The following is a 12,838-nucleotide window of genomic DNA, read 5'->3' on the forward strand; positions in this document are numbered from 1 at the left end:
TGTCCCAGCTTCGCCGGGGCTTGCCAAGCGATGTGGCTCAGCCTGTGACCGGCGGCACAGCCAGCACCTGGCCCAATCCGGTCAAACGCTGTGCCAGCTCATCGCGCAGGCCCGGCGGTGTGGTCCACAACGCCACCGGCACCCGGTCCAGGCTGAGGATCTGCGCCAGCATCATGCCGCGGCTCTCGGCGCCCATGCGCAACAGGCAATGGTCGGCACCATCAGCCTCCAGCACACCACACCACGGCGGGATGCGCCCTTCCAGCTCGGTGCGGCTGCCGGCCAGGCGGACAATGGCCTGCAGCGCGAAGGGCGCCTGGCTGACCGCCTGCCGCACCATCACGTCCGGGGGCGCGGGCGGGCGCCGATGCATGCCCGGCCCGGCGCATTCGCGCACCGCGCCCATCCGGTCCACGCGCAGGGTGCGCCAGTCCTGGCGGCCCAGGTCCCAAGCCAGCAGGTACCAGCGCCGCCCATAGTTGACCAGGTGCTGCGCCTCGACCTCGCGCTGGGTCACCTCCTCCTGCGCACTGCGGTACTCGAAGGCCAGCCGTGACGCCTGCCGGCAGTGCTGGGCCAGCCGTCCCAGCAGGCGTGCGTCGGTGGAGGGAAGGTCGGACAGGGTGGCCGTCGCCGCATGCACCTCGCCGGCCTGCCGCCGGCGACGGGTGGGGACCAGCGGATCGAGCTTGGACAGCAGGCCCCGCGCGGTGTCGTCGATGCCAGCGACGGTCGCGGACGCGGCACGCAGGGCGATCGCCAGGGTCGTCGCCTCGTCCTCGTCCAGCAGCATCGGCAGCACCGGTGCCCCTGCCCCGAGCTGATAGCCGCCGCCGACCCCCGATGAGGCCCGCACCGGATAGCCCAGTTCGCGCAGGCGTTCGATATCACGGCGGATACTGCGCCGGTCCACGCCCATGCGCTCGGCCAGCTCAGCCCCGGACCACTGGCGGCGGGCCTGCAGCAGGGCGATCAGGCGCAGCAGTCGATGGGCGGTATGGCGCATGAAGAATCGAGGACAGAAGTCGTCCGCAATAGTGCCTCAGGATGGCTTCCAGTTCACCCACCCACCGCAAGGAGCAATGCCATGAACTCACGCCAGATCACCCTGTACCACGCCGCCAGATCCCGTTCGAGCGGCGCCGTGGCCCTGCTCGAAGCGCTGGGTGCCGACTACCGCATGCAGGTGCTGGACCTGAAGGCTGGTGCCAACCTGGCCCCGGCCTATCTGGCCATCAACCCGATGGGCAAGGTGCCGGCCATCGTCCACAACGGCGCACTGGTGACCGAGCAGGTCGCCATTTATCTGTACCTGGCCGACCTGTATCCGGAGGCCGGGCTGGCCCCGCCGATCGGCGACGCCCTGCGCGGCCCCTACCTGCGCTGGATGGCCTTCTACGGTGCCTGTTTCGAGCCGGCGATGATCGACAAGGCGATGCACCGCGAGCCGCCGCCGCGCCTGATGTCGCCGTACAACGACGCCGAGACCGTGCTGCAGGTGGTCGAGGCCCAGCTGGCGCAGGGCCCGTACCTGCTCGGCGAGACGATGAGTGCCGCCGACGTGCTGTGGGGCAATGCGCTGGCCTGGACCACGGCCTTCGGCCTGGTGCAGCCTGCGCCGGCCACGGCTGATTACATCGCACGGATGAGCGCGATGACCGCCTTCGACCGTTCGCGGCAGATCGATGCGGAGCTGGCGGCCGCGTAAGCAGCCCCCCCCCTTGTAGAGCCGAGCCCGCGCTCGGCTGCTCTTCCCGCTTCCCATGGGGCAGCAGCCTGGCATGGCCTGGCTCTACTGAAGCCAGCCGAGCGTGGGCTCGGCTCTACAAGGGCGCGGCGGCTGGCGCGGGATGCGGGTAGAATTGCCCGCTTTCCCGCCACCCGAATGGATTAAGCGCCATGACCGGGACGCCAGACGTCTTTCCGCCCGCCACGCCGGGCGGTACCCCGCTCGTTGCCCTGCCCGCTGGTCCGCGCAAGCCTGACCAGGTCAAGGGCAAGCTGTACATCAAGACCCACGGTTGCCAGATGAACGAGTACGACTCGGCCAAGATGGCCGACGTGCTTGCCGCCAGCGATGGCCTGGAACTGACCGACAGCCCGGACGACGCCGACGTCATCCTGGTCAACACCTGCTCCATCCGCGAGAAGGCGCAGGAGAAGGTGTTCAGCCAACTCGGCGTGTGGAAGGGCCTGAAGAACAAGGGCCGCGAGGTCATCATCGGCGTGGGCGGCTGCGTTGCCTCGCAGGAAGGCGAAGCGATCATCAAGCGCGCCCCGTTCGTGGACCTTGTGTTCGGTCCGCAGACCCTGCATCGCCTGCCGGAACTGATCCGCGCACGCCGCGAGCAGAAGCGCCCGCAGGTGGACATCAGCTTCCCCGAGATCGAGAAGTTCGACCGCCTGCCCGAGCCACGCGCCGAAGGTGCCTCGGCGTTCGTGTCGATCATGGAAGGCTGTTCCAAGTACTGCTCGTTCTGCGTGGTGCCTTACACCCGCGGCACCGAAGTCAGCCGCCCGTTCGAGGACGTGGTGGTGGAAGTGGCGCAGCTCGCCGCGCAGGGCGTGCGCGAGATCAACCTGCTCGGCCAGAACGTCAACGCCTATCGCGGCCCGTATGGAGACGGTGAGTTTGCCGACCTCGGCCTGCTGATCCGCACCATCGCCGAGATCGATGGGGTCGGCCGCATCCGCTTCACCACCTCGCACCCGCTCGAGTTCAGCGATTCGCTGATCGATGCGTTCCGCGACGTTCCGCAGCTGGCCAACTTCCTGCACCTGCCGGTGCAGGCCGGCAGCGACCGCGTGCTGTCGGCGATGAAGCGCGGCTACACCGCGCTGGAATTCAAGTCGAAGATCCGCAAGCTGCGCGCGGTGCGCCCGGACATTTCAATCAGCTCGGACTTCATCGTCGGCTTCCCCGGCGAGACCGATGCCGACTTCGAGAAGACCATGAAGCTGATCGAGGACATCGGCTTCGACCACAGTTTCTCCTTCATCTATTCGCGTCGACCGGGTACGCCGGCGGCCGATCTGGAGGACACGATCAGCGATGCCGAGAAGCATGCGCGTCTGTCGCGCCTGCAGGAGCGCATCAATGCGCACGCCGCCAGCATCTCGGAGAAGATGGTCGGTACCGTGCAGACCGTGCTGGTGGAAGGGCCGTCGCGCAAGAACCCGAACGAGCTGACCGGCAAGACCGAGAACATGCGGTCGGTGAATTTCCCGGCGCCTGCGCGCCTGATCGGGCAGTTCGTGGATGTGGTGATCACCGAAGCGCTGACCAATTCGCTGCGCGCACGGGTGGTGGCGGAATAAGGTCCGGGTGTGCCGACCAACGGTCGGCGCCCACCGGAAATGATGCCGGCCAGCGGCCGGCACTACCGAATGACAGGCCTCAATCCAGGCGCTTGCGGAAACGCAGGATCGCCAGGGTCATCATCACCACGATGAAGGCCAGCAGCGCCAGTGCGTCGTGCCACAGCTCCCACAGCGAGGCGCCGCGCAGCATGATGCCGCGCACCAGGCGCAGGAAGTGGGTCAACGGCAGCACTTCGGCCAGCCACTGCACCGGCCGCGGCATGCCGGCGAACGGGAACATGAAGCCCGACAGCAGGATCGACGGCAGGAACAGGAACAGGGTCATCTGCATCGCCTGGAACTGCGAACGCGCGCGCGTGGAGATCAGCAGGCCCAGCGCCAGGTTGGCCAGCACCAGCAGCACCGCGGCCAGGTAGATGTCGAGCAGGCTGCCGCGAATCGGCACCTGGAACAGCCAGGTGCCCAGCACCAGCACCAGCGTGGTCTGCAGCAGACCGATCGCTGCATAGGGCAGCACCTTGCCGACCATCAGTTCGCTGCGCGATACCGGCGTGGCGATCAGCAGTTCCATGTTGCCGCGCTCGCGTTCGCGCACCACCGCCACCGCCGTGAACATCACCAGGGTCATGGTCAGGATCACCCCGATCAGGCCGGGCACGATGTTCACCGCCGAGCGCCGTTGCGGGTTGTAGAAACTGGTCACGCTGACCTGGCCACCGGCAATGCTGCCTTCGCGCAGCGGCCGCGTATTGCTGGTCGGGCGCGTATCCAGTGGCACCTGCGCCAGCTGGATCGCCGCACTCTGCACCACGGTGTCGCTGCCATCGACCAGCACCTGTACCGCTTCGCGTCCATCGAAGCGGCGACGCTCGAAGTCGGCCGGCACCACGATGCCGACGCTGATCTCGCCGCGGCGCAGCGCCTGCATCAGCTGGTCCGGCGTGTAGGCCTCGCTGCGTGGCGTGATCACGCCGGTGGCGACCATGACCTGCACCAGCGCGCGTGAGGCGGCGCTGTTGGCCTGGTCGGCGATACCCGCATCGAGGTGGCGCAGGTTGAGGTTGATCGCATACCCGAACAGCAGCAGCTGCATCACCGGAATGCCGACGATCATCGCCAGCGTGATGCGGTCGCGGCGCAGCTGCCGCAGCTCCTTGAGCATGATCGCCCACAGCCTGCGCAGGTTCATGCCGCTGGCTCCCTGCCACGGCCACGGGTGGCGGCCACGAACACGTCTTCCAGGTTCGGCGCCACCTTCTCGATGCTGGCCTGCGGGTCAGCACTGGCCAGCGCACGGCCCAGCACTGCGATGTCCGCCGCTCCCTCATTGCACAGCACGCGCAGATGGGTGCCGATCTGCGCCACGCTCAGCACGCCGGGCAGCTCGGCCAGCACGCGGCTGGCCTGGCGTGGCTGCGATGACGTGACCTGCAGCGTGCGTCCTTGCAGCCGAGAGCAAAGCTCGGCCGGCGTGCCGTCGGCCACCAGTGCGCCGCGATCAAGGATCGCCAGGCGATGGCAGCGCTCGGCTTCGTCCATGTAATGGGTCGACACCAGCACCGTGGTTCCCGCGTCGGCCAGTTCGAACAGGGCCTCCCAGAAATCGCGGCGCGACTCGGGATCGACCGCGCTGGTCGGCTCGTCCAGGAACAGCAGTTCGGGCGAATGCACCACGGCGCCGGCCAGGGCCAGGCGCTGCTTCTGTCCACCACTGAGCGTGCCGGCCAGCTGCGGCTGCCGGTCCTGCAACCTGTACTGCTGCAGCAGCGCATCGACCCGTTGCCGGGCCTGGTTGCGCGGCAGGTCCTGGATGGCGGCGAGGAATTCCAGGTTCTCGCGTACCGACAGGTCTTCGTACAGCGAGAAGCGCTGGGTCATGTAGCCGATGCGCCGGCGCAGTGCTTCGGCCTGCTCGGGAACCGCCAGGCCCAGCACCTCGATCTGCCCCGCACTGGGTTCCAGCAGGCCGCACAGCATGCGGATGGTGGTCGACTTGCCTGACCCGTTCGGGCCCAGGAAGCCGTACACCTGCCCGCGCGGGACGGTCAGGTCGACCTTGTCCACGGCCAGCAGTTCACCGAAGCGGCGAGTCAGGCCCTGCGCATGCACCGCGATGTCCGCACCGGTGTTCAGAAGCGCACCTGCACCGGCAGTCCGGCCGGAAGCTTCTGCATGTCGCTGGCTGCATCCACTTCGATCTCGGCGAGGTAGCTCAGGCGCTCGACGTCATCGCCGGTCAGTGCGTAGTACGGGGTGAAAGAAGGCTCGCTGCGGATCGCGCGCACATGGCCCTTCAGTACGGTGGTGCCCCCTCCCTCCAGCTGTATCTGTGCCGGCTGACCGACCTTGACCTGCAGGCGCAGCGGCTGCGGCAGGTAGACGCGCGCATAGGGGCGCTCGCCGACCAGCATCACCGCCAGCGGCGCCCCGATCGGTGCCTGGTCACCCTGTCGGTAGGGCAAGGCATCGATCACGCCATCGCGCGGTGCGCGCAGCTGCAGCTTCTGCAGGTTGACGCCCTGCACCACCTGCTGCGCCTGTGCGGCGTCGGCGGCCGCCTGGCCCTGAGCGATGTCCTGCGCGCGACTGCCGTGCACCCGTTCCAGCCAGGCCTGCTCGGCGGCACGCACGCTGGCCGCGGCATTGCCGGCGGCTGCCCGTGCACGGTCCAGCTCGGCGGCGGCGATCAGGCGCTGGCGTGCCAATGGCTGCACCCGACGATAGTAGGCAGTGGCTTCAGCAGACTGCGCGCGCAACGCGGCCAGTTGTGCCTGGGCCTGTGCGATCTGTTCCTGCCGCGGGCCGAGCTTCAGCTCTTCCAGCTGGGCCTGCGCGCGCGCCGTGTCGGCCTGCGCCGCCGCGAACTGCGCGTCGCCGCGGGCGGGGTCGAGCTGCATCAGCACGGCCCCGGCCTTGACCCGCTGGCCCTCGCGCACCTCCACCGTGGCGATCACCTCGGCCGCCGGCGCCGGCACCGTGATCCGGTCCCACTCCAGTGTGCCCAGCGCCGTTGGCGTTGACTGCCCACAGCCCGCCAGCAGGCCGATGCCCGCCAGCCCGAGTCCACGCATCCCGTTGCCGATGCCCATGCCATCCCCTCCTGCGACGTCGACACGGTGCCACCTGCCCCGTGCACCCTCAATGATTCCGATCAGCCCTGACGGTTTTTTCGCCACGTACGGGCGAGCCTTTTGCTGCAAGGTTCCTCGCCACCTATCCACAGCTTGATTCAGCATCATTCCACAGCCGGTGTGGAGAACCGGACGGGGGCGGCCGTACTGGCTGCCTGGCAGCGGAAGATGCGCTGCCGTCACGGGAGCGGCCGACCGTGACGGTTTTTTCACCACCACCTCATACGCCTTGTGGCACAAGCACTGCGAAGGCCTATCCACAGGTTTTCGCGCCCCCCGTCCACACCGGGTGTGGAAAACCGCGTATCGGCCCGCCGCTGGCCGCATGCCCGGTACGCGCGTAACCTTGTCACCCCGAGTCCATCGCGGTGGACGGCGCCCCCGCCCCACCCCAAGCAATGAAAAGCATCGATCATCGAGACTTCACCCTGTCACCGGAAGACAACGAGCGACTGGCCAACCTGTGCGGCCCCTTCGACGGGCACCTGCGCCAGATCGAGCTGAAGCTCGGCGTGGAGATCGCCAATCGTGGCTTCGTGTTCCGCATCAGCGGGCCCAACGAAGCCATCGTCGAGGCGCAGAAGCTGGTTGAAGCGCTGTACGCCGAAGCCGGCGAAACCACCTTCGACAATCACGCCATCCACCTGCGCCTGGCGCAGGCCAACGTCGAGCAGATCGCCGAACGCTCCTACGAAGCGCAGGACGTGGCAATCAAGGTCAAGCGTGGCACGGTACGTGGCCGCGGCGCCAACCAGGGCCGCTACCTGCACCAGATCGCCACGCATGACATCAACTTCGGCATCGGCCCGGCCGGAACCGGCAAGACCTTCCTGGCCGTGGCCAGCGCGGTCGAAGCACTGAACGAGTCACGGGTGCAGCGCCTGATCCTGGTGCGCCCGGCGGTGGAAGCCGGCGAGAAGCTGGGCTTCCTGCCCGGCGACCTGAGCCAGAAGGTCGACCCGTACCTGCGACCGCTGTACGACGCCCTGTACGAGATGATGGGCGTGGAGAAGGTGGTCAAGCTGCTGGAGAAGAACGTCATCGAGATCGCGCCGCTGGCCTACATGCGCGGCCGCACGCTCAACGATGCGTTCGTGATCCTGGACGAGGCGCAGAACACCACCATCGAACAGATGAAGATGTTCCTGACCCGCCTGGGCTACGGCTCCACGGCGGTGGTCACCGGTGACCTGACCCAGACCGACCTGCCCAAGCACGTGAAGTCCGGCCTGCGCGACGCGATCGATGTGCTGCGCGAGGTCGAGGGCGTCAGCTTCACCTTCTTCGAATCCCGCGACGTGGTCCGGCATCCGCTGGTGGCGCGCATCGTCAGCGCCTACGACCGCCGCGACCTGCATCAGATCCAGCCTGGAGCAACGCCATGACCCGTGGTCCCGTGCGACTGGACGTCGCCGTCAGTTATGCCCTGCCGCGTACCGGGCTGCCGGCCGCAGTGAGCTTCCGCAAGTGGGTGGCCGCTGCGTTGAAGGGCCGCATCCGTGAGGCCGACCTGGCCATCCGCGTGGTCGATGCCAAGGAGGGGCAGTCGCTGAACCGCCATTACCGTGGCAAGGACTACGCCACCAACGTGCTCAGCTTCCCGGCCGACGTGCCCGAAGGCCTGCCCAAGGGCGTCAAGTTTCCATTGCTCGGCGACCTGGTGATCTGCGCACCGGTGGTGGCCCGCGAAGCCGACGAACAGGGCAAGGCGCTCAACGCACATTACGCGCACCTGACCGTGCACGGCGTGCTGCACCTGCTTGGCTGGGACCACGAGGACGACAAGGAAGCCGACGCAATGGAACAGCTGGAGCGCGAGATCCTGGCCGAGCTCGGCATCGCCGATCCCTACGCCGGCGAGCGCTGACGGCCACGCATACCGGGTTCATCACAGAGGACACCCCCATCGCGCTGTTGCCCGCACTCATTGCCGCTCTTCTGCAGGTAACCACTGCCCCGGGCATCGACCCCGACCGGGAACGACCGTCGCCGTTCCCGGCCAGCGACAGCGCCGCCGACATTGCCGCCAAAGTCGCCGAGGTGCAGGCCTTCTTTGACGTCAGCCAGCAGACGGCCCGCCAGGCGGTCGCCGAGGCGCAGCAGCACGCGTTGATGGAACGCTTGAGGGCGCGCCACGCGGCACGCCTGGCCGGTATGTGGGTGGACAATGCGACGGGGTGGAACGTCGTCGTGCGACTGACTGGGCCGGCACCTGCGGCCGATGAGACCCATCCAGGGGCGGACGGCCCGCAACGCGTGCGCTACATCATCGGCGCTTCAATGACCGAAGCGGAGATGCAGCGCCGTCTTCAGGCGCAGCAGGGCTGGTTCATCCCGCAGCTGCCCGGCCTGACCGGCTATGGCCTGGACGTCATGACCGGTGAACTGGAGCTGGAACTCCGGGATACCGCTGGCGCGCGCGCAACGGCGGCGACCGTGCGCGACCACCTGCAGGCGCTGCTGGGCTACCCGGTCAGGCTGCGCTGGTACCCAGCGGCATCGCACCTGCAATCTCCCTGACTGCGTAGAGACGCTCGCGATAGCCGACCGGGACCGGTACGATCACCGGCCTGCCTTCCGTTGCGGATCCAGTGCCCGTGCTGCGTATTGTCCTGCCCCTGCTGCTCGTCGCGTCCGCCCCGGCCGCTGCCTTGGACCTGCCGGCGCTGATCGAATGCCGCCAGGGCGTAGCCGATCACGCTGCACTGGCACCGCTGCTGGCTGATCCGCTGAAGGCCGTCGCCCACGGCCTGCAGCCGCTGCCCCAGGGCAACCAGTTCATGAGCGAGTACCGACTGGCCCAGCCGATCAGCGTGTTCGGCGACCGCACCGAACGGGTCGCCGTGGCCGGCTCCAGCATCATGGCGATCCTCGACCAGGCTGACCCGCGGCCGTTGGCCAAACGCCTGGCGCTGGAGACCGGCTACGACCAGGACGGCAAGTTCATGGCCGGCCGCGAGCTGGTCAGCCGCGACGTGACCGACCCGAAGAGCGGCGAGGCCCAGATCGAGTCGATCATTCTCAGCGTCTCCACCGTGGCCTCCCATCCGGGCAAGACCCTGGCCGGCTGTACCTACAGCCTGGACCTGCCTGAAGAAGAAGCCCCTGCCCGGCCTGAACTGGCCCCGCCGCCGATCACCGGACCGGGCAGCGACGGTCACTGACAGGCCGCCACATCCTGCTAGACTTGAGCCAACGCCCGGCCTGCCGGGTGCCTTTTTTCCAGAGATGTCAGAAGACGACAGTAGTAGCTCCCCTGCGGAGCACAGTGAAAAGAAGCGCGGTTGGCTTGAACGCCTGACCTCGGCCTTCTCCGGCGAACCCCACACCCGCGACGAGCTGGTCGCTGTCCTGCACACCGCGCAGGAAGAGGGTCTGATCGCCGCCGATACCCTGAAGATGATGGAAGGCGCCATTTCGGTGGCCGAGCTGACCGTGGGCGACGTGATGATCTCGCGCTCGCAGATGGTCTCGCTGCCGGTCGAAGCGCCCTTCCTGGAACTGATGAAGCAGGTGGTCGAATCGGGCCATTCGCGCTTCCCGGTGCACGGCGAGAACAAGGACGACATCCTTGGCATCCTGCTGGCCAAGGACCTGCTGCGCGGCGTGGTCGCCGACAACGGCCCGGCCAACGTGCGCGAGCTGCTGCGCCCGGCGGTGCTGATCCCGGAGGCGAAGAAGCTGAACGTGCTTCTGAAGGAGTTCCGCCTGTCGCGCAACCACATGGCCATCGTGGTCGACGAGTACGGCGGCGTTGCCGGTCTGGTCACCATCGAGGACGTGCTGGAGCAGATCGTCGGCGAGATCGACGACGAGCACGACGAGGCCGAGGATCCGTCCGCGCAGATCGCCATCCAGTCCGACGGCCAGTACGTGGTCGACGCGCTGACCCCGATCGGCGACTTCAACGAGCGCTTCGGCGCGACGTTCTCCGACGAGGACTACGACACCATCGGTGGCCTGGTCACCGAGGCCGTGGGCCACCTTCCGGAAGTCGGCGATGAGCTGGCACTGGACCGCTTCATGTTCCGCGTGGCCCGCGCCGATGCGCGCCGGGTTCAGGCCTTCCACGTGACCGTGCTGCCGCCGGACGCGCAGGACGACGCTTGAAGCGCCGCGGCCTGATCCTCATGGTGTGGCTGGCACTGTGGGTGCTGGCCATGGCCCTGCCGCTGGCGGCCTTCGCGCAGCCGGCGGCAGCCGTGCCCGCACCGGCCACCGCCAACGCGGAGGCCCCGGCCCCGCGCATCGGCGTGGTGACCATGCAGCCGGGCACGGTTTTCTTCGAACGCTTCGGCCATGACGCCATCGTCGTGGTCGATCCGGCCAGTGGCGAAGCGACCTCATACAACTTCGGCTACTTCGATCCGTCCGAGGACGACTTCATCAGCCGCTTCGTGCGCGGCGACATGATGTATTACCTGGTGGCGCTGCCGCTGCAGCAGGACCTGTCGTACTACGACGAGACCGGCCGCGGTGCCAGCGTGCAGTGGCTGGACCTGCGCCCCGAACAGGCGCGTTCCCTGGCCGCTGACCTGGCCGAGCGGGCCAAGCCGGAAAACGCGCGCTACCACTACGATTACTACATCGCCAACTGCGCCACGATGGTACGCGACACGGTGGACAAGGCACTGGGCGGTGGCCTGCAGTCGCAGTTGTCGGGGCGTTCGCGCGGCAACACCTACCGCAGCGAGTCGGTGCGCCTGGCCTCGCCCGCCCCGTGGATGTGGCTGGGCTTCGATGTCGGCCTGGGGCCGTTCGCCGACCAGCCGCTGTCGCGCTGGCAGGAAGCATTCGTGCCGATGCGCTTGGCCGATGCGCTGCGCCAGGCACGCAACAGTGATGGCCGGCCGCTGGTGCAGTCCGAACAGGAACTGCTGCCGCACCGCATTGATCCGGAGCCGAAGGAGTTCGCGCGTCGTTGGTGGCCGTGGCTGCTGCTTGGTCTGGTCGTGGCCGGCGGCGTGCTGGCGCTGCGCAACCGGCCGCGCCTGCTGGCTGGGCTGGCCCTGCCGTTCTGGCTGTTGTGCGCCGTCGCCGGCAGCCTGCTGGTGTTCCTGTGGGGCTTCAGCACCCACTACGCCGCCTGGGCCAACCGCAACCTGCTGCTGCTTTCGCCGCTGGCCGTGCTGCTGCTGCCCGGAGCAATCAGCCTGCTGCGCCGGCGCGTGCCGGGGCGCATGTTCAGGATCGTGCTGTGGCTGCTGGCGGTACAGGCCGTGGCCGCGCTGGTGCTGCACTGGCTGAGCCTGCAGGCCCAGTACAACGTGCAGTGGATCGTACTGCTGTTGCCCGTGCACGCGGCACTGGCCTGGGTGTTGGGGCGCCGTCCTCACTTGTCCGAAACACGGCGCTGACGCACGATGGCGGGCATGTCATTGCCCGCCTCCGCTTCCGCCCCTGCTTCAGCCAACCCCGCCTGCGTCATCAACTGCGTCCACTATGATGACGAGGGCATACGCCACGATATCAGCCTGGACGCCATCAGCGATGTCATCGCCAGTGGCAATGGCTTCGTCTGGGTCGGCCTGTACGATCCCAACGACGATGTGCTGCTGAAACTGCAGGAAGAATTCTGCCTGCACGACCTGGCCATCGAGGATGCGCGCAACGCGCACCAGCGGCCCAAGGTCGAGACCTACGGCAATTCGATGTTCGTGGTGGTCACCACCGCGCAGATGGTCGACGAGCGCATCCAGTATGGCGAAACCCATGCCTTCCTCGGCCCGCGCTTCCTGGTGACGGTGCGCCACGGCGCCTCGCTGTCCTACGCGCCGGTACGTGCTCGAGTCGAGCGTGAGCCGCAGCTGCTGAAGATGGGCCCGTCGTACTGCCTGTACGCGGTGACCGACTTCGTGGTCGACAATTACCTGCCGATCGTGCACCGCTTCCGCGACACCCTGGACCTGCTGGAAAAGGACATCTTCGCCGAGAACTACAAGCGCAGCACCGTGGTGCGCCTGTACGAGCTCAAGCGCGAACTGAACAAGATGCGGATGGCGGTGGCGCCGCTGCAGGATGTGCTGGCCCAGCTGCGCCGTTACCAGGGCGAGCTGGTTCCGGACGAAGTGAAGCTGTACATCCGTGACGTGCACGACCACGCGGTACGCATCAGCGATGTGATCGACACCCTGCGCGAGATGCTGGGCACCGCGCTCAGCGTGAACCTGTCGCTGGTCACGCTGGCGCAGGGCGAGACGGTCAAGCGCCTCGGTGCGTGGGCCGCGCTGCTGGCGGCACCGACGCTGATCACCAGCTGGTACGGGATGAACTTCAGCCACATGCCGGAGCTGAGCCAACCGTGGGCCTACCCACTGATGATCGTTGGTGTGGGCGGCGTCTGCGTGGGCCTGTACCGGTTGTTCAAGCGCGCAAAGTGGTTGTGA

General features: G+C 67.6%; 13 protein-coding genes. 9 read left to right on the top strand and 4 right to left on the bottom strand.

Annotated features, from left to right (window positions below; translation table 11 throughout):
- Positions 1-37 precede the first annotated feature (37 nt).
- Positions 38-1,006, bottom strand: a complete 969-nt coding sequence (locus ACM0PB_RS08355; RefSeq protein WP_065177386.1) for a helix-turn-helix transcriptional regulator — start codon at positions 1,004-1,006, stop codon at positions 38-40.
- Between the two features lie 81 nt (positions 1,007-1,087).
- Here ACM0PB_RS08355 and ACM0PB_RS08360 point away from each other — a divergent pair, with 81 nt between their 5' ends.
- Positions 1,088-1,708 carry a glutathione S-transferase family protein gene (locus ACM0PB_RS08360; protein ID WP_005415942.1) on the top strand — a complete coding sequence of 207 codons (621 nt, stop codon included), beginning with the start codon at positions 1,088-1,090 and terminating at the stop codon, positions 1,706-1,708.
- Between the two features lie 191 nt (positions 1,709-1,899).
- The gene (gene miaB, locus ACM0PB_RS08365; RefSeq protein ID WP_049435924.1) at positions 1,900-3,318 is read left to right on the top strand and encodes a tRNA (N6-isopentenyl adenosine(37)-C2)-methylthiotransferase MiaB; all 1,419 of its coding nucleotides are present in this window, start codon (positions 1,900-1,902) and stop codon (positions 3,316-3,318) included.
- Positions 3,319-3,397: 79 nt separating this feature from the next.
- Here the strand turns inward: miaB and ACM0PB_RS08370 are convergent, their stop codons facing one another.
- From ACM0PB_RS08370 to ACM0PB_RS08380, 3 genes are read right to left on the bottom strand one after another with little or no spacing between them, the layout of a single operon-like run.
- Positions 3,398-4,510: an ABC transporter permease gene (locus ACM0PB_RS08370; RefSeq protein ID WP_414604681.1), complete on the bottom strand. Its 1,113-nt coding sequence runs from the start codon at positions 4,508-4,510 to the stop codon at positions 3,398-3,400.
- The gene (locus tag ACM0PB_RS08375) at positions 4,507-5,430 is read right to left on the bottom strand and encodes an ABC transporter ATP-binding protein (RefSeq protein WP_414603964.1); all 924 of its coding nucleotides are present in this window, start codon (positions 5,428-5,430) and stop codon (positions 4,507-4,509) included. The genes ACM0PB_RS08370 and ACM0PB_RS08375 overlap by 4 nt, the downstream gene beginning before the upstream one ends.
- A 20-nt stretch (positions 5,431-5,450) precedes the next feature.
- The gene (locus ACM0PB_RS08380; RefSeq protein ID WP_053498639.1) at positions 5,451-6,410 is read right to left on the bottom strand and encodes an HlyD family secretion protein; all 960 of its coding nucleotides are present in this window, start codon (positions 6,408-6,410) and stop codon (positions 5,451-5,453) included.
- Positions 6,411-6,850: 440 nt separating this feature from the next.
- On the opposite strand from ACM0PB_RS08380, the gene ACM0PB_RS08385 reads away from it, so the two are divergent.
- From ACM0PB_RS08385 to ACM0PB_RS08415, 7 genes are all read left to right on the top strand, one after another.
- Complete coding sequence (locus ACM0PB_RS08385; RefSeq protein WP_005415936.1) at positions 6,851-7,837, top strand: PhoH family protein; 987 nt, start codon at positions 6,851-6,853, stop codon at positions 7,835-7,837.
- Positions 7,834-8,319: an rRNA maturation RNase YbeY gene (gene ybeY, locus ACM0PB_RS08390; RefSeq protein ID WP_065177391.1), complete on the top strand. Its 486-nt coding sequence runs from the start codon at positions 7,834-7,836 to the stop codon at positions 8,317-8,319. Before ACM0PB_RS08385 ends, ybeY begins: the two co-directional genes overlap by 4 nt.
- Before the next feature lie 47 nt (positions 8,320-8,366).
- Positions 8,367-8,972, top strand: a complete 606-nt coding sequence (locus ACM0PB_RS08395; RefSeq protein ID WP_065177392.1) for a hypothetical protein — start codon at positions 8,367-8,369, stop codon at positions 8,970-8,972.
- Between the two features lie 77 nt (positions 8,973-9,049).
- Positions 9,050-9,616: a hypothetical protein gene (locus tag ACM0PB_RS08400; RefSeq protein WP_005415933.1), complete on the top strand. Its 567-nt coding sequence runs from the start codon at positions 9,050-9,052 to the stop codon at positions 9,614-9,616.
- A 64-nt stretch (positions 9,617-9,680) separates the two neighbouring features.
- On the top strand, positions 9,681-10,562 hold the full coding sequence (locus tag ACM0PB_RS08405; RefSeq protein ID WP_005408827.1) for a CorC family transporter: 882 nt from the start codon (positions 9,681-9,683) through the stop codon (positions 10,560-10,562).
- A complete protein-coding gene (locus ACM0PB_RS08410) occupies positions 10,559-11,809 on the top strand; it encodes a lipoprotein N-acyltransferase Lnb domain-containing protein (protein WP_414604682.1) in 1,251 nt (416 codons plus the stop codon). The genes ACM0PB_RS08405 and ACM0PB_RS08410 overlap by 4 nt, the downstream gene beginning before the upstream one ends.
- 6 nt (positions 11,810-11,815) lie before the next feature.
- Positions 11,816-12,838, top strand: coding sequence for a magnesium and cobalt transport protein CorA (locus tag ACM0PB_RS08415; protein WP_065177395.1), 1,023 nt, complete (start codon positions 11,816-11,818; stop codon positions 12,836-12,838).

It is taken from the genome of Stenotrophomonas sp. AR029, assembly GCF_047520695.2.
In the GTDB taxonomy this organism is placed as follows: domain Bacteria; phylum Pseudomonadota; class Gammaproteobacteria; order Xanthomonadales; family Xanthomonadaceae; genus Stenotrophomonas; species Stenotrophomonas sepilia.

Coding starts and splice junctions, on each gene's coding strand:
- ACM0PB_RS08355 (WP_065177386.1), bottom strand. CDS start 1,006: ATGCGCCATACCGCCCATCGACTGCTGCGCCTGATCGCCCTGCTGCAG.
- ACM0PB_RS08360 (WP_005415942.1), top strand. CDS start 1,088: ATGAACTCACGCCAGATCACCCTGTACCACGCCGCCAGATCCCGTTCG.
- miaB (WP_049435924.1), top strand. CDS start 1,900: ATGACCGGGACGCCAGACGTCTTTCCGCCCGCCACGCCGGGCGGTACC.
- ACM0PB_RS08370 (WP_414604681.1), bottom strand. CDS start 4,510: ATGAACCTGCGCAGGCTGTGGGCGATCATGCTCAAGGAGCTGCGGCAG.
- ACM0PB_RS08380 (WP_053498639.1), bottom strand. CDS start 6,410: ATGGGCATCGGCAACGGGATGCGTGGACTCGGGCTGGCGGGCATCGGC.
- ACM0PB_RS08385 (WP_005415936.1), top strand. CDS start 6,851: ATGAAAAGCATCGATCATCGAGACTTCACCCTGTCACCGGAAGACAAC.
- ybeY (WP_065177391.1), top strand. CDS start 7,834: ATGACCCGTGGTCCCGTGCGACTGGACGTCGCCGTCAGTTATGCCCTG.
- ACM0PB_RS08405 (WP_005408827.1), top strand. CDS start 9,681: ATGTCAGAAGACGACAGTAGTAGCTCCCCTGCGGAGCACAGTGAAAAG.
- ACM0PB_RS08415 (WP_065177395.1), top strand. CDS start 11,816: ATGGCGGGCATGTCATTGCCCGCCTCCGCTTCCGCCCCTGCTTCAGCC.